This window comes from Acinetobacter bouvetii DSM 14964 = CIP 107468, from assembly GCF_000368865.1.
GTDB classification, from domain to species: domain Bacteria; phylum Pseudomonadota; class Gammaproteobacteria; order Pseudomonadales; family Moraxellaceae; genus Acinetobacter; species Acinetobacter bouvetii.
Map to the genome: position 1 here is coordinate 596,687 of NZ_KB849725.1, position 20,676 is coordinate 617,362.

The window sequence follows — 20,676 nt, forward strand, 5'->3', positions numbered from 1 at the left end:
GGACGCTGATGCGTCCTTTTTTATGGCTGAAATTTTTAGGTGAAGAAGTTGATATTTCTTCTAGGAGGCAAATGACCTCCATCCCAGCCTTCCTCCTGGGAGGAGGAAGGAGCAAATGCTCTAGTGGGCCTCATCCCAGTTGCTGCCTTTGCCGACTTCTACGACCAGCGGCACAGAGATTTTCAGTACAGACTGCATGACGTCCGCCAGTTTCACTGCCAAATCATCCGCAATGTCCTCATCGGCTTCAAAGACCAATTCATCGTGCACCTGCAGCAGCATTTTGGCTTGGCCTTTCGGCAGCATTTTTTCCACTTCAATCATGGCCATTTTAATGATGTCTGCAGCCGAACCTTGCAGCGGCGCATTAATCGCTGCGCGCTCTGCGCCTTGCTTGATCATTTTATTGCTGGCCATAATATCTGGCGTATACAGGCGGCGGCCTAAAATGGTTTCGACAAAACCCTGTTCACGCGCCACTTGGCGGGTACGCTCCATATATTCCAGCACGCCAGGATAGCGCTGGAAGTATTTGCCGATATAGCTGCGTGACTCTTCACGGCTAAAGCCCAATTGGCGGGTGAGGCCGAATTCAGACATGCCGTAGAGCAGGCCGAAATTGACGGCTTTGGCTTGGCGGCGCTGATTGCCGGTTACATCTTCCAATGCAATGCCAAGCACTTCCGCTGCTGTGCGGCGGTGCACATCCTGACCGTGATTGAAGGCATCCACCAAGGCGTCATCCTGTGAAAAATGCGCCATTAAACGCAGTTCAATTTGCGAGTAATCGGCGGCCAGCAGCACACGGCCTTTTGGCGCTATGAAGGCTTTACGGATTTGACGGCCAATATCTTCACGTACAGGAATGTTCTGCAGGTTCGGATCGGTCGATGATAAGCGGCCGGTGGCCGTCAGCGCCTGATGGTAGCTGGTGTGCACGCGGTGCGTCTCATTATTGGCTTGCTTCAGCAGGCCGTCGGTGTAAGTGCTTTTCAGCTTAGACAGGCCGCGGTATTCCAGAATCAGATCGGTAATCGGATGCTCTATTTTTTCCAGCACGCTTTCACTGGTGCTGTATTGGCCCGTCGAGGTTTTCTTGCCGCCTTTCAACCCCAGCTTGTCAAACAGGATCTCGCCGACTTGTTTGGGTGAGCTGACATTGAAAGGTTGGCCTGCCAGTTCCGTAATTTGATTTTCCAAATCCTGCATGGTTTTGGCAAATTCGCTGCCCAGCTGATCCAGAAAGTCCAGATTCAGCTCAATGCCGTTCTCTTCCATCATGGTCAGCACACGCGCCACCGGCATTTCCACATTGTGCAGAATATTGACCAGTTCAGGATGCTTGTGCAATTTGGCATCCAGCACTTCATACAGGCGGTAAGTCACATGCGCATCTTCGGCTGCATAGTGCGAAGCGGTTTCCAGCTCAATTTGATTAAAGCTTTTCTGTTTCGCGCCTTTGCCCGCCACTTGTTCAAAGGTTGTGGTTAAATGGCTTAAGTACAGGCGGGCAACATCATCCATGCCGTGGCGGGTGGCGACTGAGTTGAGCACATATGAGGCCAGCATGGTATCGAAATACCAGCCTTGCAGCTCAATGCCGTGATTTTTCAGCACGTGCGCATCATATTTTAAATGATGGCCGATTTTTTCGACCGATTTGTCTTCTAAAATCGGCTTGATTTGCGCAAGAATAAGGTCCCGGTTCAGCTGCTCAGGCGCCCCTTCATAATCATGCGCCAGCGGCACGTAATAGGCATCATGCGCATCAAAAGCCACAGAGAAACCGACAATTTGCGCAACGCGGTAATCGAGGCTGGTGGTTTCCGTATCAAAGGCAAAGCGTTTTTCGGTGCTGAGGCGTTTAAATAAATTGTCCCAGTCCGTTTGCGCTAAAACGGTATGATAATTGGCTTGGCCCAAGACATCATCGGTGCTGGTAATGGACGCCTGATCTTCAGTAACCGTTTTTTCTTCCGCATGGGCGTCTTTAAGAATGGCTTTGGAGTTTTGCTTATACGCTGCGCCATTTGGATTATTGGGATGATCTAAAGATTGCAGCTGATTGCGGAATTCTAATTCGGTATACAGGCTGCGCAGCTGTTCGATATTCGGATCAGCCAATTTCAGGTCATCATAAGTCAGGTTCATATCCAAATCACAGACGATGCTGGCCAGCTGATGGTCCAGAGCAATCCCTTCCACATTGTCTTTAATATTTTGACCGACTTTGCCTTTAATGCTGTCGACATTTTCTAAAATGCCGCCAATTGAGCCGTACTCGGTCAGCAGTTTGGCCGCTGTTTTTGCGCCAACGCCTGGAACACCCATGATGCCGTCAGATGCATCGCCCATTAAGGTCAGATAGTCAATAATCTGGTTGGGCCAAACCCCGAATTTTTCAAAGACGCCGTTCACATCCATCGGCTTGTCTTTAAAGCTGTCTTCCAGCGTGACTTTGTCGGTGACCAGCTGCGCCATGTCTTTATCGCCAGTCGAAATCAGCACCTGATGGCCTTGCGCTTCTGCGCGTTTTGCCAGCGTGCCGATAATATCATCGGCTTCTGCGCCCGGCAGCATATGCAGCGGAATGCCCAGTGCGCGGATCAGCGCATGCAGGTAAGGAATCTGTTCCGCCAGCTCTTCCGGCATGCTTGGGCGGTCGCCTTTATAAATAGGCGAAAGCTCATGGCGGAACGTCGGTTCAGGCGTATCAAAAATCACCGCCATGTGGGTCGGCTGGGTGCGGCGCATGAGTTTTTGAATGGCGGAAATGGCTCCGCGGATGGCATTGGTATGCAATCCAGTTGACGTGGTTAAAGGGGGGAGTGCGTGAAAGGCGCGAAATAAAAAGTATGACCCATCGACCAAGACAAATGGCGGCATTGAAAAATTCCTAATCCAGATAACGGTTTTATTGTACGTGATTTTTCCGCTCTGCGCTGAGGCATGATGGCGCGGCGCTGTGATTGTCTGGCAGCAGTTACCGAAAATCTGATAAAGCAGCGGAACTTCTGCCGGCCGCTGCGGTATCATCAGCTAAAACTGAAAAAAAAGGGCAGGCATGCTGAACGCACAGCGGAACGGAAATAACGAAATCAGAATGATCTGGCTGATGGCGCTGATTATTGCCGGGGTGGGCTGCTGGTTTTCGGATCTGAAAATTTTCAGCTATTTATGCGGTTTTGCATTTGCTGTGAGCGTGATGCACTATGTCGATGACCTGCAAAAGCCGGCAGACCAATTGGCGGCTGAAGCGGGCTTGCCGCTTACAGCGACATCAAAAGTGCCTTTGTATATCGCTTCGATCATGACGCTGGTCGGCGGTATTGGCCATATTGGCATCTTAACCGGATTAGGCATTTCTGCCTGGATTTTCTTTTTCCTGCGCTGGCTGAAGCGGCTGGAGCGTAATGTGCTGTCGCTGCAGCGTCAACTTCACGCAAGGCCTGATCTGAGCCGGCAGGCGGAATCACGGCGTTCAGGTGAATCAAGTCCATCTGAGGCGCCCATTGCCTCTGATGTTTCAATCAGCCTGATGGATCAGCTGCAGCAATGGCTGTTTAAAGGCAATCCGGTATTAAAAGCCGCTATCGCTGTTTTGGTGATTGGGGTGATCCTGTTGCTGCGTTTTGCCACTGAGCATTGGCAGCTCAGTCTTGCAGTTAAATTATGGCTGGTGGCGGCGGTCAGTGCCGGCATCACGCTATTGGGCTATGTGCTGAAGCAGCGCAACCGGGGTTTTGCTTTGGCTTTAGAGGGCTTGGGGCTGGCAAGCTTATCGCTGACCTTGTTTTTTGCCTATTACAACCAAGTCATTCCGAATTTGCCAATCGCCAGCCTGTGCTTTGCCGCCATTCTGCTGCCCGCCATTTGGCTCAGCCTGAAACAGCAAAGTATTGAATTGGCGCTGATGGCGATGATGATCGCCTATATTGCGCCTTTTACTCTGCCTGTGCGCAATGCCACTGCTGCTGAGCTGATTGCTTATTATCTTTGCATCAATTTAGCCGTGGCGGTTTTAAGCACGTTAAGGCCGTGGAAAATTCTCAATCAGATTTCATTTTTAATGACCGTGCTGGTGGGCGGCGCGTATGCCTTTTACCGAGGCAGAGAACAGGAAAGAACCGCGCTCAGTTATTTAATTTATGCGCATGCGGCGATTTTTATTTGGCTCGGATTCCGTTTCAGCCAGCTGCTGGCCCAAGAAAATCTGATGCGTTTTCAATTGAAACCGGTATTGGATTTGGCGCTGATTTTTGGCGCACCGATTGTCAGTTATGGCTTTCTATATCTGATGTATTTTGATGAACCGCGCTGGCAGGCGGGGTTCAGTTTGATTTTTGCCGGCATCTATGGCGTTTTATATCTGCTGTCAAAGCGCCATCAGGCGATCCGCATTATTTCGCAAAGCTATTTCAGCCTGATGCTGATCTTTATGGCATTCATTCCGCCGATACTGCTGCACGAACACTGGAGTGTGGCGGGATGGGCGGTTGAAGGCGCCGCTGTCTTTGCGTATGGCCTGTACCGCCATTCTGCGCTCAGCCGTTATGTCGGCATGGGCTTGATGATGATGGCGGGTTTTTCCAGCCTGTACTATTTTTCAGTGCAAAACGTTTTTCCAAGCAATGTGTACTGGGTGCTGTGCATCAGTTATCTGCTGACGGTGCTGATTGCGAACAGCACTGCTGAGTTCCGGAAGCAGCTGAACAGTTCGGCGGTTGCCTTTCAATGCATGCAGATGCTGTCAGCTACGGTCATGCTGTTCGTGCTGCTGCTGGAAAAAATTGACAGCCCAAGCCAAGCCTTCATTTGCCTGCTGAGCATTGTCATGCTTTACAGCATCTTCAATGAATGGCTGCTGCGCCGCGGCGCCGCATGGTCATGGCTGCTGCCGAAATGGATTGGGCTGATTCCTGTGTATGGCTTGGCGCTGTATATGGCAGTCGATTTAAGCCATGACGGCAAACTGCTGTGGCACAATCTATCCGACCGCTTGCTGTTTGCTTTGAGCGGCGCGCTGCTGACCCTGCTGTGGCTGCGCCCGATGCTGGGCGTGAAAGAAGAAAAAGAATGGGGCAGCTTAGGGGCGCTGGCCAGTTTGGCGTTCGCCAGCTTAACGTTAATACCCAGCATGCCGTTTTTAAGTGTGGTGATTTTACCGCTGCTGTTTGCATTTTGGTGTTATCGCCAGCCCAATCCCGATTGGAAAATTTTCTGGCAGGCGCGAAATACACTGACGCTGATGCTGCTGTGGATTATTTTTTCGCAAATTTTCAGCCAGCAGGCGTTTCAGCTGTATCTGCTGCCTGTGCTGAATCCTTTTGACTTAATCAGCATTGCGATGCTGGCGGGCTTTATCTGGATGCTGAATCTGCAGATGAAAGCCGGCTTGGAAAAAAGCTTAGGCACCATTTTGATGATGCTGGGGCTGCTTTGGCTCAGCAGCTATGTGGTGCTACGCGCGCTGCATGTGTATCTGGGCACGCCGTATAATGTCTGGGAGATGTGGGAAAATGCCACAGTGCAGCTCAGTTTCACTTTGCTGTGGGTCAGCTTAGCCTTCATCTGCATGCTGACGGCAGCGAAACGGCATTTGCGTTCGTTATGGATCTTTGGCGGCAGTATTTTGGTCTTGGTCACTTTAAAATTAGTGCTGTTTGACCTTTCGCATATCGGCACGCTGAGCCGGGTCATTTCATTCTTAGGCGCAGGTTTTGTCATGCTGATAATTGCCTATATTGCGCCTATGCCCGAGGCGCAAAAGAACTGATCTTTCTTTATTGCATGCGGCTTTCTACGAAGAAAAGCGCCCGCCTCATCCTGCTGAATTTTTGCATGCCTGCCATTTAAACGCAGAAAAGCAGACGCGCTATTTTAAGTCCGGTTCACGCTTAATCTCTTGCGCATTGGCATATTGATCCAGCTCTTCATTTTGCAAAGGCGATACAGCAGGGCGGTCAACAAAGCCCATTTTCGGTACTGGAATTTCAATTTGATTATCCAGAAAACCGTTGCGGATGCGTTCCTGCATTTCATCGCGCACTCTTAAAAAGTTCTCCTGCTGGCACCATACTGCAAACAGCAGTTCAATTGACGATTCCCGGAATGCCGTCACCGTGACCGCAGGTTTGGGATCGGCCAGCACCAATGGATATTTGCCGGCGACATCCAGCAGCACTTCGCGGACTTTAATGATGTCTTCATGGAAGTTAATCGCCAGCGTAATGGGAATGCGCCGTATCGGAAATTTAGACAGGTTATGCACCGGCGCGCGGATCAGCTGTTCATTCGGCAGGCGCACATAGACATTGTCCTGCGTCAGCAGCTTCACGGACAGCAAGTCAATCGAGATGACTTCGCCTTCAATGGTATGGCCGCGGATTAGGGTAATTTGAATGGTATCGCCAATTTCAAAAGAGCCTTCGCCAATCAGGAAAATCCCGCTGATCAGGTTGGACGCGGACGTTTGTGAGGCAAAACCTAAAGCCACCGTCAGGATGCCGGCCGCGCCTAAAAATACGCTGAGCTTAAAGCCGGCTTCTTTTAAGCTGGCCATGATAAAGATGATGAAAATAAAATAAAAAATGCCGCGCCGCCAGACCAGGCGCTGATGCGCATTGAAGCGCACGCCAATTGTTCGGATAAAGGCGTTGGACACAAAACGCGCAATTAAAAAACCAATCAAGGCCAAAATCACGGCAACCAAAAGCTCTGTGATCCGGTCAGTGTTCAGATTCTTCACAATCCCCGTGAGGCTGCTGGTGACTTCGCTGGAAATACTGGTATTCGCCATGGCTGCCTCTTAGAAAAATGAATCAAACATGTTAAACAAAGCCCCAGCCGGTTCACGCGGCGGATGCACATACATCACTTCCCCTGCATGCGGCGGCGTGCGGTTTTCTATGCGGATGCGCGGCGGACGGTCAGGCCCTTCATGCTGCACTTTGATCTGCGAGGTCCATAAGCGCCCAGTACTTTCACTGTAAAACAGCGGCAAGGCCGGAACCGGCACATTCATGCGGTCAAAGCGCAATTGTTCGTGGCTGGTGTTGTGAAACTCAATCGGGGTAATGGCGCGAAAGGCGCGGACTTTCAGCTGATGCAGCTCTGTGCGCCCATCGACTGCAGTGGCATAGCAGATTTCGCCCATGCGCTTATTGGGGCCAAACCATGTGTCTTTGGGCAAAATCACAGGAATATCAAACAGCGGGCCTCTTTGGCCTTCCACAAATCCCGCAATCCATAATGGCGTGCTGATGTACAGCGTGCCGCGCTGGCCGGCAGGGATATAAATCGGGTCGACAGGGCGGATCACCACAGAACGGTCGGCCAGCCTTGGCATAATCTGAATATTTTCATGCGTATTTTTAAACATATAGCGTTCAATATGCACCGGCGGCGGAAAAGCAAACTCAGGGTCATCAATACGGTGCCATTGCTGTTCATAGTCATACTGTACCGTCGGGCGGTGGTATTCCAGACGCCATTCCTGCAGGCCGCGGGTCAGGCGGAACAGCAGTGAGCCGAATTGCCAAGCTTTAGGGCGGTGTAGCTCAAAATGATGCTCACCCCACCACTTGAGTTTAGGCGTTTCCGTTTGCAGTACATCACTGATTAAAGACAATGCAATTTTCCCTATATCATTAAAAGCTGAAAAAACAGACTTCACGCTGTCATGTGCTTAGAGTACACTCAAAACACTTTTTCCATCATTATAAACTTTGATGCAAATACTCAAACAATTACAAATACCCTATAGTTTTGCAAAGCGGCACGGCGTATTGCTCCGTTATGAAGGGGATCAAGCCTATATTGTGCGGCGTGAAAGCACACCTATGCTGGCGCTGCAGGAAGCGCGGCGGTTTTTGGGGCATGCAGCGCAGTATCAGCTGTGCACAGATCAGGAGTTTCATCAGCTGCTGAGTTCCAGCTTTGCCGGAGATACTGGGGAGTCTCAGCAAGTGGCGGCGGGTTTGGAAGATCATCCGGATTTACTCAGCCTTGCAGACTCAGTGCCTGAAGCTGAAGATCTGATGGATCAGGAAGATGACGCGCCGATTGTGCGTTTAATCAATGCACTACTGTCGGAAGCCATCCGTGTTGGCGCCTCCGATATTCATATTGAATCCTTTGAAAAGAAATTATCAGTGCGCCTGCGGGTTGATGGGCAGCTGCGTGAAATTGTGCAGCCGCGCCGTGAATTGGCGCCGCTGCTGGTGTCGCGGATTAAAGTCATGGCCAAACTGGATATTGCCGAAAAGCGCATCCCGCAGGATGGCCGCATCTCGCTGCGCTTAGCGGGCCGTGAAGTCGATGTGCGTGTGTCGACCTTGCCGTCGTCTTATGGCGAGCGCGTGGTGATGCGTTTGCTGGATAAGCAGGCGGGGCGTTTGAACATGACGCATTTGGGCCTGATGAATAATGACTATGAGCGTCTTAAGCTTTTGGTGCACCGTCCGCACGGCATTATTTTGGTGACGGGCCCAACGGGTTCGGGTAAAACCACCACGCTGTATGCCGCGCTGTCTGACCTGAATGACGGTTCAAAAAATATTTTAACTGCTGAAGACCCAATTGAATATCAACTGGAAGGCATTGGCCAGACACAGGTCAACACCAAAGTCGATATGACTTTTGCCCGTGCTTTAAAAGCCATGCTGCGTCAAGATCCAGATGTGGTGATGGTCGGTGAGATTCGAGATTTGGAAACAGCGGAAATTGCGGTTCAAGCTTCGCTGACGGGCCATTTGGTGTTATCCACCCTGCATACCAATACTGCGGTAGGCGCAGTGACCCGTTTAAAAGATATGGGCATTGAACCGTTTTTATTATCCAGTTCTCTGATTGGTGTGATTGCGCAACGCTTGGTGCGCACCTTGTGTTCACACTGTGCGACTTGGCATGAAGCGGATGATTTTGAAGAACAGCTGTTTGCCAATATTGAGCATAATGCGCACTTAAAATTACCTCAGCCGAATGGCTGTGAGCATTGTTCGCATACAGGCTTTAATGGCCGTACTGCGATTTATGAGATTGTCCCTGTGGATGAACCGATGCGCCGCTTAATTCATGGCAATGCCGCCGAGTTTGAAGTAGAAGCCTATGCCCGCAAACAATCTGGTTCTATCCGTGATGATGGATTGCGTAAAGTGCTGGCTGGGAAAACAACGCTGGAAGAAGTGTTGCGTGTGACCAATGAAGCGGCGGAGTGATGAAAGGAATATTCACTTTATTTTTCATCACTGATGTCAGAGCGTACTGTTGAATATGCCTAATTAAAAGCGTGGAACATTGATTAAGCATTAATTGTGGAACGTGATAAATCATTAAAAAAGCCCAATCGGTGATGATTGGGCTTTTTATATCAACATAAGGCAATGATTTATATGAAATAAAAAAAATGAATTTCGTATAACGCGTATTATGTTAATTTTAGGAATTCTTAATCATCTAAGCTAAAGAAGTCTAAATCAAGCATAAATTCTCTGAAATCAATATCGAGTAACTCACAATACTCATATATTTCTTCAAAAAAACTATTATCAACATCTCTATTTTTACTTTTTAGTTGATGTCTATTTTCATATCTATTATCTCTTATTTCGATTTCATTAACTACCATCAATCCACTTGATTCTAATTCATCAAAATATTGAAATAGTTCATTTCTATATAAATTTAAAACTCGGCCTATTTCCATCATATCGACATATTTTTGTCTTTCATAAAAATCATTTTTTAATCTTTGTACTGATGTTATTAGTGTAATTTTTGCCTCATTACTTAAGTTTTTAAAAATTTTTATTTGCTTATTAAAGTCTTTTACCTCCATTTCTCTTTCTTCTTTATCTCTATTCTTTATCCCTAAAACTTGATACAAATTATTAAGATTTAGGACAGTAGATACTGTTAATTGCGAAGTGTAATCATATAGTTTTTCGGCGATTCGATCAGACATTCTTTCTAATGAAAAAATAGCTTCATGTTCAGCTTTCATTTCTTTCAGTTTACGTACTGGATATTTATCAACATTGTCTGTCGTAACATGATGCTCATGACACATAAACATCAGATTATTAAAATCTCTTCGATCTTCATTTGTCATATCAGGATTAAAACGTTCACCTTCTGGAAGTGCTGCTTCTATATGACATAATTCAGCAATTAAATCTCCATCCGCATTAAAAATTAAATGATTACAACCAGGAAATGCACATAAATTTCCTGAATATGCACATAATAATCTTAAAGTATTTTTGACTGGTTCTAGTCTTTTCGGTTTTTCAGTTTTCATGTTTAATAAGATATTGAGTTTTATGAATATTATATAGTTTTTCAGATATTTTAAATGGTTTATCGCATAGATATTTTAATTGGTGAATGACATAATTTAATATTTTTATTTAAAATCAAATATTTAGCAAAAATATAAAAATCTTAATAAACAGCAAAAAGCCGATATATTTCTATATCGGCTTTTTTTTAGACAGTTCTGATATATTCCGCTAATAAAATTGATTGTTTTCCAATCAAATTCAGCTTTTCGTCTGTATTATCAATTCATACAGTGCCTAAATTATCCCCAATTTCTGCGGACAAGACTTGTGATAAAATGCCTAATCAGAATGTATAATTTACCACGTTAAACTCTCCTGTTTTTTCAGCACACATCACTATTGGTGGGATCTGATAATGAAAATATAATCCCACTCAAAATCAACTATAGTTAATTCGACAATATTCAAGCCAATTAAATATTGATTGATATAGGTTCTGAACAATATTTGTTATAGCAGCCTGCTCATTAACAGGGATCGGTTTTTCTCTAATTGGTCTTAAATCACCAACATTAGAAGGGAAATAATATGAAATTATATATGGATTCAATTGATGAGCCAATTCTAGAATTGGCAGCATAAGTCCATTTAACCCTTCATCTCGGAATGGATAAGAAGTAGGTCTATTCGGTTCTAATAAAAAGTTTTCCATATCAATGATATCACCAATGTTAAAAGGTAATAAAATCAAAGGAAAATTTAAGCTGTAAATTAAAGCCTGTAAATTATAATTTGAGTGAATTAAATCAACTAAAGATTTATCAGGTCTAATAGCATTATTCAACCTAACTCTAACAGAGTTTTCAAAGTTATTTTTGATAGTTCTAATATATTCTACTGTATAAAATGCTGTGTTTTGATCAACACTAATATGATCATTAGCACAGAGTAAAATTAGGTTTTGATATGAATTATCACCTGATAAGCCATCAATGGCTCTAGGCGCACTTTCATGTTCTGAATAAGCAATATTATGAGCCATTTGACCTATATGAACATATCCATCTTCATTGATTTTTGGTTCAAATAGTACTTTTTCACATATATTACATCTAGCTGCTGATAAGCCATAAAGCAACTTAATATCTTTAGGTAAAACTTGTCTAGACATTACATCACACAATAGTAATTAAAATATAAATATCAATAACATAAAAATAAATAAAATGAAACATTATCAATCAGAGCTAGTTCGTATTCAGGATATAGTGATGTGTGCTGAACTAGCAAGAGACTTCCATTTGAGAAATTTTAGGCAACTAGCCTATCATTGTTCTATACCCAAACGATAATTTGATAAAAGGCACAAATTACCTATCAATAGATTGATTTTTAATAACTAATGATAGGTTTATCATAAAATTTATCAAACCTAAGATTTAACATAAAATCTCTTATACGAAATTGGACTTAAAGTGCAACCATAAAAAAGCTGATATGCAAATACATATCAGCTTTTTTATTTTTTTGAACATTCAACGATAAAAATCAAACAATCACATTCAGCGTCACATCAATATTGCCGCGCGTCGCATTTGAGTACGGGCAGACAATATGCGCAGCATCAACCAATTTTTGCGCCTTGCTTTGTTCCAAACCTTCCAAGTGAATATTCAAAGTCACCTGAATACCAAAACCTGTTGGAATTGGCCCAATGCCGACATCACCTTCAATATAAGCATCAGGCGTGATTTTTAAATGGTCCCGGTTGGCAACAAATTTCATGGCGCCTAAAAAACATGCAGAATAGCCCGCTGCAAACAGCTGCTCAGGGTTCGTACCGCCGCCTGTGCCGCCCATTTCTTTCGGTACTTTCAGCTGAATATCTAAAATACCATCCGATGAAGTAGCCCGGCCATCACGGCCGCCTGTTGCTTTTGCATGTGCTGTATAAACGACTTTTTCTAAGGACATTGTAATTCTCTGAATATTGATTGGGAAACATCCATCCTGTCTGAAAGTGAACAAAGAATAAGCAGGGTTTTTGTAAAAATTGCAAAGCGTAAGGCTGGGCGTAAAGAAAAAAGCAGGAGAGGGGGGATCAAATTAGAGATCGAAAGGCGGTCTATCACCGCGCTCATTAATGGAAGATGCCATCAATGAGCTGAATTTCGAACCGCTTACCAGAGACCCGCAATTTTTTTCATCAACTGTGCGCGAAATGGCGCAGTTGGATTGCCTGCATTGCGCAGCGTTTCATTTTCATAGAACTTCTGCCATGTTTCAACCATCTCTAAAGTCACAGCTTGAGTTTTAAGCTTGATAACATCGTCTTTGGTGATGTTATGCAAACGCGCTTCTGCGCCGTCAGGACCTGTCCCCCAGCCAATGATGCCTTGGCCAAATGCAGGCAATGGCATGCTGTTGGGCGTGGGCGGAATCTCTAGGCGCTGAATATTGGGATTCACTGAAGAGTTAACCGCGGGGCGGATTTTTTCTGAAACGTGAAGTTCTGCGAAAGATGCAGTTGCTAGAGGCAGCAGCAATGCTGAGAGGAGGGCTGATTTGAACATTTGGATAAATGATTTTGAATAAGAATCATTATTATATGCGAATTGATTTTAAAAACGAGCTGAAAATAAGTGAATTAAGAAATAATGAGGTTAAATCACAGCATGAATGAAGTTCACTCAACGTGAACATTAGATGCAATCTTAGTATTGCAATAAAACGCGATGCTGCATCAAAGGCATCGATGCCCGAACCAGCTGCTGCTCGGCTAAATCAAAGGGTACTGTAATCAGGCCAGCGCCTTTCTCGTGAATGATATCGAGCAACTGTCCGCGGCTGTTGGCCGCACCCGCATGTCCCCATGTTTGGCGTTTTTCACCATGCCAGCCTTGCTGTGCAGCGCCTAAAACCTGGCATTGACTGTCCATCGCGCGCGCTTGAAGCAAGAACTGCCAGTGCATTTCACCAGTGGTGTAGGTAAAGGCGGCAGGCGCGGTCAGGATGTTGGCGCCTTGAGCGCGCAAACTTAAAGCCAGTTCTGGAAAACGCAAGTCATAGCAGACCATTAAGCCAATATTGCCAAAGGGTGTTTTCGCAATTGTTAAATCAGTGCCGGGTTCGAAAAATTTAGATTCCTGATAGCCGCCGACAGCATCGCCGACTTGCACATCAAATAAATGAATTTTGTCATAGCGCGCTTCAGTTTTTTCAGGGCTGATGCATAGGCTGACTGTGCGAACACGGCCATCTTCAATGATGGAGCCATCTGGGCGGAACGGGCAAGGGAGTGTGCCCGCAATAATCCAGATATCATGCCGATGCGCCAGCTGCTCTAAACGCTGCTGAATTGCTTCAAATTGCGCGCCTGTTTCCCGCTGTTTTCCGGCTGCAAAGCAGACAAAATTTTCAGGAAATACAATCAGGCTTGCTCCCTGAGCTTTGCTTTGCAGGATCAATGAATCAATGACAGAGAAGTTGGCTTCTATATCATTTTGGGAGTTCATTTGCGCGACGGAAAGGAAAGTCATGGGAGATCTCAGGAAGGGAGAAAACGCTTATGCGTTTTGTTGTGCAGTTTGGTCTAAACTGTCTTGCTCTTTTTGCAGCTGCTTTACCAAAGGCTCAAACATATTTTGATTGCTGTCATTGAGTTTCATCAATGTTTTGTGCGCATCCAGTACAGTATTCAGCATACTGCCGTGTGTAATATGCTCTTCCATTAATTCGCGGGTGCAGACACTCGGATCACCGCAGTAATCTAAAATGACAAAAACCTGCCCCAGCCCCATACTGTTGGCCAGAGTCGTAATATCTGAGTTGGTTGACAGCATAACTGCCTGAATGTGATGGATTTGCTTGAGCTTTAAGCCCAATTTAGCCAGGATGCCTAAAACGGTACTGTCAATGAATGTTGTTTGGGTTAAATCTACGATTGCGCCTATAACATTCTCTTGCTGTTCAATTTTATTCAGTAACTTGTCTAAACTAATGCAAGATTGGGCACGCACTTCGCCAATAAGCTTAAAAATATGCGTTCCGTTCAAGCTTGCATATTCAACATGACCTGTTGACATATAAATGCCATTTGCAGAGAAGGATAGTAAATTATCCCATAGGGCCACTGCTTACTCAAGTAGCCAGCAGTCGTATAAACTAAGGTTGAATGATAATATATTGATTTATATGTTAATTCATTCTGCGGAAACTTAGGATGGCAATGTCGTCAGCAACATGTTCAGGCGCCTGAAATGATTGATTTTGCAAATGATGCACCAATTGGCCGAGCTGTTCGTTTAAGCCGCCATCGAACGGTTCCAGCGCGCCGTCCGAACAAATAATAAACCGCGCATGGCGGTTTAGCGTGCATTCAAACTCTTCAACTTCTAAATCTTCAGTGAGGCCAAGCGGAAAGCTGCTGGTGGTTAAGACTTTAGGTTCTTTATTCGGTTCAAATAAAATGGCGGGAGGATAGTGCCCTGCGCTGGACCAGCGCAGCTGGTGGGTTTCCAAATTTAGAATGCCGGTGAGCATGGTAATGTGCTTTTCGATATTTTCCTGCACCAGCATGCCATTAAGCTTTTTAATCAATTCACGCGGGGTCTTTGAACGGCCGTGAAAAGCGGCCATCCAGGATGTCAGCAGGCTGCTGGTCACCCCATGGCCGGAAACATCTGCCAAATAGAATAAGACTTCTTTATCGCTGATTTTCCAGTAATCGTACCAATCGCCAGATAAATACGCCGAAGGCTGAAAAAAAGTTTCAACTTTATAATTGGTGAGTTCAATGGGGTTCGGCAGGAGCTTTTTTTGCAATTCAGCTGCTGACGGCAAGTCCCGGCTGTCTTGATTGCGCTTATATTGCGCATCAATCTTAATTAAAGCCTGCTGCGGGTTTGCCGGCGGCTTGCTCCACATCCAGCCGGCAAGGGCGCCTTGCTCCCATGCCTGCGCAAGGGCAGCGCCCTCATCTTCCAGAGCAAGAACAATCGTCGGCAATGTCCATTGATGCGTTAAGTAGTCACGGACATCCGCGATAGCAATAATGGTGGGATCATACAAATCGAGATCTTCAATACGGATCATCTGAACACTTGGCAGTGCGGCAATAACCTGTTCTAAATAAGGAATATCACGAGTCGGCTGAATGAAATACATAAAGAATTTGTATGATCCATAAGGTGTGTCATTGAACTACTATAACAAGCAAATCCTTGCTGGAGGAAAAAAACCCCTCTAGCAAGAGAATAAATTTAACTATTCTGTGATGCCGTTATCAGATTCAGGCGCGCTTGAATCTGCAGGAGATGCTTCTGCAGGTGTATCCGATGTATTGTCATCTGAAGAATCAGATGAGGGAGTATCATCTGGTTCGTCGTCAGTATTAATAAACATATTTTCGTCTGCAATGCCTTTCTTTTCCGTCACAGCAAAGCTGATGCGCTGTAAGTAGAAATCACGAATTTGGGCGTATTTATCGCCTTGCAGCACATTTTCAAGTTCCAGCAGCTGAGAGCGTGCATCTACGCCGCGAAGCACCTGTTCTGACCAATACGCGCCGTCGTGATCTTCAAGCAGATATTTTTGCGGGCGCGCTTGACTGTCTGCAGCCGTTCCAACGGCTTCCCGAATGGTACTTGGGCCCAATACAGGTAAAACTAGATACGGGCCGGAAGGAATGCCGTAATAGCCCATCGTAATGCCGAGACCTTCAGATTCTGAAGTCAGATTTAAGCGCTGCGCGGGGTCAGCAAAGCCTAAAGTAGTCAGTGTATTAACTGTGAAGCGGCCTAAAGATTTGGCGGCGCGTGCAGGGCGGCCCTGAATCAGCTGGTTAACAGCATTCCAAGGTTCATTTAAGTTTTTACGGAATTGACGGTAAGACCCGCGGACATCATCGGGCACTTTTTCAACATACTGAATTGCCAGCGGGCGCGCAATATATGTATCCAGTACTTCATTAAAAGCAAAAATTTTACGGTTGAATGCTTCAAAAGGGTCTTTTTCTTCATCCGATTGGGCTGCGGTCGCATTTACGGATAATTTTTTTGCGACTTCAGATGATTTAGCCCTCGCTGCTTGAGCAAGCTGTTGAGTTCTGGATGTATTGGCAATTTCTGTACTTTCCGCTGTTTCTGCAGATTGTTCATTTGCAAATGCGGGCGCCGTGATTGCAAAAGACAGCAAGCCTGCATAAAAAAAAGAAGTATGGCGCATATATAGTCCTGACGCTTTTTATTCGGCAAAAGTGTTTGCGCAATGATAATTAAAAACGTTCAAATAGTCCTGAATTATTACTATTAAAGCAAATTTGATCAAATTATGAATGAAAAAACGCAAAATGCATAAAAAATAGACACACAAATAAATAAATTAAAAAATAGGGTTGCGTGTGGTAAGAAATGCTGTAGAATGCACATCCATCGGCGGTGATGAAGATTAAAACTTCTTAAGAAACAAAGACTTGATTGAATTGATTGAGTTTGGTTTTAAGAAGAAAGTTTGAAAATAATCTGAATTATCAGTTGACTTTCTAGAGATAGAGAGTAATATAGCCGACCTAGCTTGCTGGTGACGAATCAGCAAGAAGATCATTAAGAGATTATGAAGAACAACTTGTGTGGATTTTTACTGGTTGATTGATCGAAATTATTTTCATTGATTGATGGTAGAAATTACTCGAAGTTTATTTGAGAAATTAATGTCAGAAAATTGATGAGCCAGATTTGGTGTTTTGAATAAAGCACTATTGATTTTAAACTGAAGAGTTTGATCATGGCTCAGATTGAACGCTGGCGGCAGGCTTAACACATGCAAGTCGAGCGGGGAGATGTAGCTTGCTACATTTCCTAGCGGCGGACGGGTGAGTAATGCTTAGGAATCTGCCTATTAGTGGGGGACAACGTTTCGAAAGGAACGCTAATACCGCATACGCCCTACGGGGGAAAGCAGGGGATCTTCGGACCTTGCGCTAATAGATGAGCCTAAGTCAGATTAGCTAGTTGGTGGGGTAAAGGCCTACCAAGGCGACGATCTGTAGCGGGTCTGAGAGGATGATCCGCCACACTGGGACTGAGACACGGCCCAGACTCCTACGGGAGGCAGCAGTGGGGAATATTGGACAATGGGGGGAACCCTGATCCAGCCATGCCGCGTGTGTGAAGAAGGCCTTTTGGTTGTAAAGCACTTTAAGCGAGGAGGAGGCTACTAGTACTAATACTACTGGATAGTGGACGTTACTCGCAGAATAAGCACCGGCTAACTCTGTGCCAGCAGCCGCGGTAATACAGAGGGTGCGAGCGTTAATCGGATTTACTGGGCGTAAAGCGTACGTAGGCGGCTTTTTAAGTCGGATGTGAAATCCCTGAGCTTAACTTAGGAATTGCATTCGATACTGGGAAGCTAGAGTATGGGAGAGGATGGTAGAATTCCAGGTGTAGCGGTGAAATGCGTAGAGATCTGGAGGAATACCGATGGCGAAGGCAGCCATCTGGCCTAATACTGACGCTGAGGTACGAAAGCATGGGGAGCAAACAGGATTAGATACCCTGGTAGTCCATGCCGTAAACGATGTCTACTAGCCGTTGGGGCCTTTGAGGCTTTAGTGGCGCAGCTAACGCGATAAGTAGACCGCCTGGGGAGTACGGTCGCAAGACTAAAACTCAAATGAATTGACGGGGGCCCGCACAAGCGGTGGAGCATGTGGTTTAATTCGATGCAACGCGAAGAACCTTACCTGGTCTTGACATAGTAAGAACTTTCCAGAGATGGATTGGTGCCTTCGGGAACTTACATACAGGTGCTGCATGGCTGTCGTCAGCTCGTGTCGTGAGATGTTGGGTTAAGTCCCGCAACGAGCGCAACCCTTTTCCTTATTTGCCAGCGGGTTAAGCCGGGAACTTTAAGGATACTGCCAGTGACAAACTGGAGGAAGGCGGGGACGACGTCAAGTCATCATGGCCCTTACGACCAGGGCTACACACGTGCTACAATGGTCGGTACAAAGGGTTGCTACCTAGCGATAGGATGCTAATCTCAAAAAGCCGATCGTAGTCCGGATTGGAGTCTGCAACTCGACTCCATGAAGTCGGAATCGCTAGTAATCGCGGATCAGAATGCCGCGGTGAATACGTTCCCGGGCCTTGTACACACCGCCCGTCACACCATGGGAATTTGTTGCACCAGAAGTAGGTAGTCTAACCGCAAGGAGGACGCTTACCACGGTGTGGCCGATGACTGGGGTGAAGTCGTAACAAGGTAGCCGTAGGGGAACCTGCGGCTGGATCACCTCCTTAACGAAAGATTGACGACCGGTAAGAATCCACAACAAGTTGTTCTTCATTGATGTATCTGAGGGTCTGTAGCTCAGTTGGTTAGAGCACACGCTTGATAAGCGTGGGGTCACAAGTTCAAGTCTTGTCAGACCCACCATTCTGACTAGCTGTACAGAAAGAAGATGCATTGAATCTAGATGATAAGCTGGGGACTTAGCTTAGTTGGTAGAGCGCCTGCTTTGCACGCAGGAGGTCAGGAGTTCGACTCTCCTAGTCTCCACCATATATCGCTTTGCGATATGGTTAAGTTAATAAATGAACAGTCAAAAGGCTGTTAGTTTAGTCCTTAAGCAAACGAAGTTTTAGATCCTAGAGATTAGCAAGTATAAGCGTTATGATACGCGGACTTGATAATCTCTGTGATTTATCACGGTTTCCTGACCTGACGAAGGCTGGAAAAATCATTAACAGAATATATTTGAGTTGAAATAATTTGTTCATACTCGTTTTAGTTAACTTAACAAGCAATTGTTAATGTTGAATGAAATGAGTTACTAGCGAAATTAACTGAATCAAGCGTTTTGGTATATGAATCTAATTGAAGCTGTACAGTGATTAAGTTCACAGAACTCTGAACTAAAATGTTGAAGATGCTACTTGTAGGCATCGTCGGCTGTTTGGGGTTGTATAGTCAAGTAATTAAGTGCATGTGGTGGATGCCTTGGCAGTCAGAGGCGATGAAAGACGTAATAGCCTGCGATAAGCTCCGGGGAGGCGGCAAATATCCTGTGATCCGGAGATTTCTGAATGGGGAAACCCACCTGTCATAAGGCAGGTATCATACACTGAATACATAGGTGTATGAGGCGAACGAGGGGAAGTGAAACATCTCAGTACCCTTAGGAAAAGAAATCAATTGAGATTCCCTCAGTAGCGGCGAGCGAACGGGGAACAGCCCATTAAGTCATATAAGTTCTAGTGGAATGCTCTGGGAAGTGCAACCATAGTGGGTGATAGTCCTGTACACGAAAGGGCTTATATGATGATGTCGAGTAGGGCGAGGCACGTGAAACCTTGTCTGAATATGGGGGGACCATCCTCCAAGGCTAAATACTCCTGACTGACCGATAGTGAACCAGTACCGTGAGGGAAAGGCGAAAAGAACCCCTGTGAGGGGAGTGAAATAGATCCTGAAACCGCATGCATACAAGCAGTGGGAGCCGGCTTAGTCCGGTGACTGCGTACCTTTTGTATAATGGGTCAGCGACTTACATTCAGTAGCGAGGTTAACCGAATAGGGGAGCCGTAGAGAAATCGAGTCTTAATAGGGCGTTTAGTTGCTGGGTGTAGACCCGAAACCGGGTGATCTATCCATGAGCAGGTTGAAGGTTGGGTAACACTAACTGGAGGACCGAACCCACTGTCGTTGAAAAGCCAGGGGATGACTTGTGGATAGGGGTGAAAGGCTAATCAAACTCGGTGATAGCTGGTTCTCCCCGAAAGCTATTTAGGTAGCGCCTCGGACGAATACCATTGGGGGTAGAGCACTGTTTCGGCTAGGGGGTCATCCCGACTTACCAAACCGATGCAAACTCCGAATACCAATGAGTACTATCCGGGAGACAGACTGCGGGTGCTAACGTCCGTAGTCAAGAGGAAAACAATCCAGACCGCCAGCTAAGGCCCCAAAATTATAGTTAAGTGGGAAACGATGTGGGAAGGCATAGACAGCTAGGAGGTTGGCTTAGAAGCAGCCACCCTTTAAAGAAAGCGTAATAGCTCACTAGTCGAGTCGGCCTGCGCGGAAGATGTAACGGGGCTAAAACTATATGCCGAAGCTGCGGATTTGCAATTTATTGCAAGTGGTAGGGGAGCGTTCTGTAAGCCGATGAAGGTGGATTGAGAAGTCTGCTGGAGGTATCAGAAGTGCGAATGCTGACGTGAGTAACGACAAAACGGGTGAAAAACCCGTTCGCTGAAAGACCAAGGGTTCCAGTCCAACGTTAATCGGGGCTGGGTGAGTCGACCCCTAAGGCGAGGCCGAGAGGCGTAGTCGATGGGAAATTGGTTAATATTCCAATACTTCTGTGTAATGCGATGAGAGGACGGAG

At 45.9% G+C, this 20,676-nt stretch carries 13 protein-coding genes, 2 tRNA genes and 2 rRNA genes; 6 read left to right on the forward strand and 11 right to left on the reverse strand.

All coding sequences use genetic code 11. From position 1 onward, the window contains the following. Positions 1-120 precede the first annotated feature (120 nt). Entirely contained in the window at positions 121-2,886 is a 2,766-nt protein-coding gene (polA, locus tag F941_RS02875; protein WP_005007582.1) for a DNA polymerase I, read from the reverse strand. Positions 2,887-3,064: 178 nt separating this feature from the next. Here polA and F941_RS02880 point away from each other — a divergent pair, with 178 nt between their 5' ends. Next, positions 3,065-5,776: a DUF2339 domain-containing protein gene (locus tag F941_RS02880; RefSeq protein WP_005007584.1), complete on the forward strand. Its 2,712-nt coding sequence runs from the start codon at positions 3,065-3,067 to the stop codon at positions 5,774-5,776. Between the two features lie 99 nt (positions 5,777-5,875). Here the strand turns inward: F941_RS02880 and F941_RS02885 are convergent, their stop codons facing one another. Together F941_RS02885 and F941_RS02890 are read right to left on the reverse strand one after the other, a co-directional pair. After that, positions 5,876-6,799 carry a mechanosensitive ion channel family protein gene (locus F941_RS02885; RefSeq protein WP_005007585.1) on the reverse strand — a complete coding sequence of 308 codons (924 nt, stop codon included), beginning with the start codon at positions 6,797-6,799 and terminating at the stop codon, positions 5,876-5,878. Between the two features lie 9 nt (positions 6,800-6,808). Further along, positions 6,809-7,630 (reverse strand): hypothetical protein, encoded by an 822-nt coding sequence (locus F941_RS02890; protein WP_005007587.1) that lies wholly within the window; start codon positions 7,628-7,630, stop codon positions 6,809-6,811. A 100-nt stretch (positions 7,631-7,730) separates the two neighbouring features. On the opposite strand from F941_RS02890, the gene gspE reads away from it, so the two are divergent. Further along, complete coding sequence (gspE, locus tag F941_RS02895) at positions 7,731-9,218, forward strand: type II secretion system ATPase GspE (RefSeq protein WP_005007591.1); 1,488 nt, start codon at positions 7,731-7,733, stop codon at positions 9,216-9,218. 230 nt (positions 9,219-9,448) lie between these two features. Here the strand turns inward: gspE and F941_RS02900 are convergent, their stop codons facing one another. The 8 genes from F941_RS02900 to F941_RS02935 form a co-directional block, all read right to left on the reverse strand. Beyond that, positions 9,449-10,300, reverse strand: a complete 852-nt coding sequence (locus F941_RS02900) for a hypothetical protein (RefSeq protein WP_005007592.1) — start codon at positions 10,298-10,300, stop codon at positions 9,449-9,451. 422 nt (positions 10,301-10,722) lie between these two features. After that, on the reverse strand, positions 10,723-11,454 hold the full coding sequence (locus tag F941_RS02905; protein ID WP_005007593.1) for a hypothetical protein: 732 nt from the start codon (positions 11,452-11,454) through the stop codon (positions 10,723-10,725). Positions 11,455-11,831: 377 nt separating this feature from the next. After that, positions 11,832-12,257 carry an organic hydroperoxide resistance protein gene (locus F941_RS02910; RefSeq protein ID WP_005007595.1) on the reverse strand — a complete coding sequence of 142 codons (426 nt, stop codon included), beginning with the start codon at positions 12,255-12,257 and terminating at the stop codon, positions 11,832-11,834. Positions 12,258-12,463: 206 nt separating this feature from the next. Next, positions 12,464-12,856, reverse strand: coding sequence for a DUF4951 domain-containing protein (locus F941_RS02915; RefSeq protein WP_005007596.1), 393 nt, complete (start codon positions 12,854-12,856; stop codon positions 12,464-12,466). Between the two features lie 141 nt (positions 12,857-12,997). Then, positions 12,998-13,822 (reverse strand): carbon-nitrogen hydrolase family protein, encoded by an 825-nt coding sequence (locus F941_RS02920; RefSeq protein WP_005007598.1) that lies wholly within the window; start codon positions 13,820-13,822, stop codon positions 12,998-13,000. 27 nt (positions 13,823-13,849) lie between these two features. Beyond that, entirely contained in the window at positions 13,850-14,368 is a 519-nt protein-coding gene (gigB, locus tag F941_RS02925) for an anti-anti-sigma factor GigB (RefSeq protein WP_018572797.1), read from the reverse strand. 112 nt (positions 14,369-14,480) lie between these two features. Further along, positions 14,481-15,449 (reverse strand): RsbU family protein phosphatase GigA, encoded by a 969-nt coding sequence (gene gigA / locus F941_RS02930; RefSeq protein ID WP_005007601.1) that lies wholly within the window; start codon positions 15,447-15,449, stop codon positions 14,481-14,483. 99 nt (positions 15,450-15,548) lie between these two features. Further along, entirely contained in the window at positions 15,549-16,508 is a 960-nt protein-coding gene (locus tag F941_RS02935) for an MlaA family lipoprotein (RefSeq protein WP_005007602.1), read from the reverse strand. Between the two features lie 540 nt (positions 16,509-17,048). On the opposite strand from F941_RS02935, the gene F941_RS02940 reads away from it, so the two are divergent. The 4 genes from F941_RS02940 to F941_RS02955 form a co-directional block, all read left to right on the forward strand. Further along, positions 17,049-18,586 (forward strand): 16S ribosomal RNA (locus F941_RS02940). Between the two features lie 59 nt (positions 18,587-18,645). After that, positions 18,646-18,722, forward strand: a tRNA-Ile gene (locus F941_RS02945). Between the two features lie 50 nt (positions 18,723-18,772). Further along, positions 18,773-18,848, forward strand: a tRNA-Ala gene (locus F941_RS02950). A 406-nt stretch (positions 18,849-19,254) separates the two neighbouring features. Continuing rightward, positions 19,255-20,676, forward strand: a 23S ribosomal RNA gene (locus F941_RS02955); the annotation flags it as partial.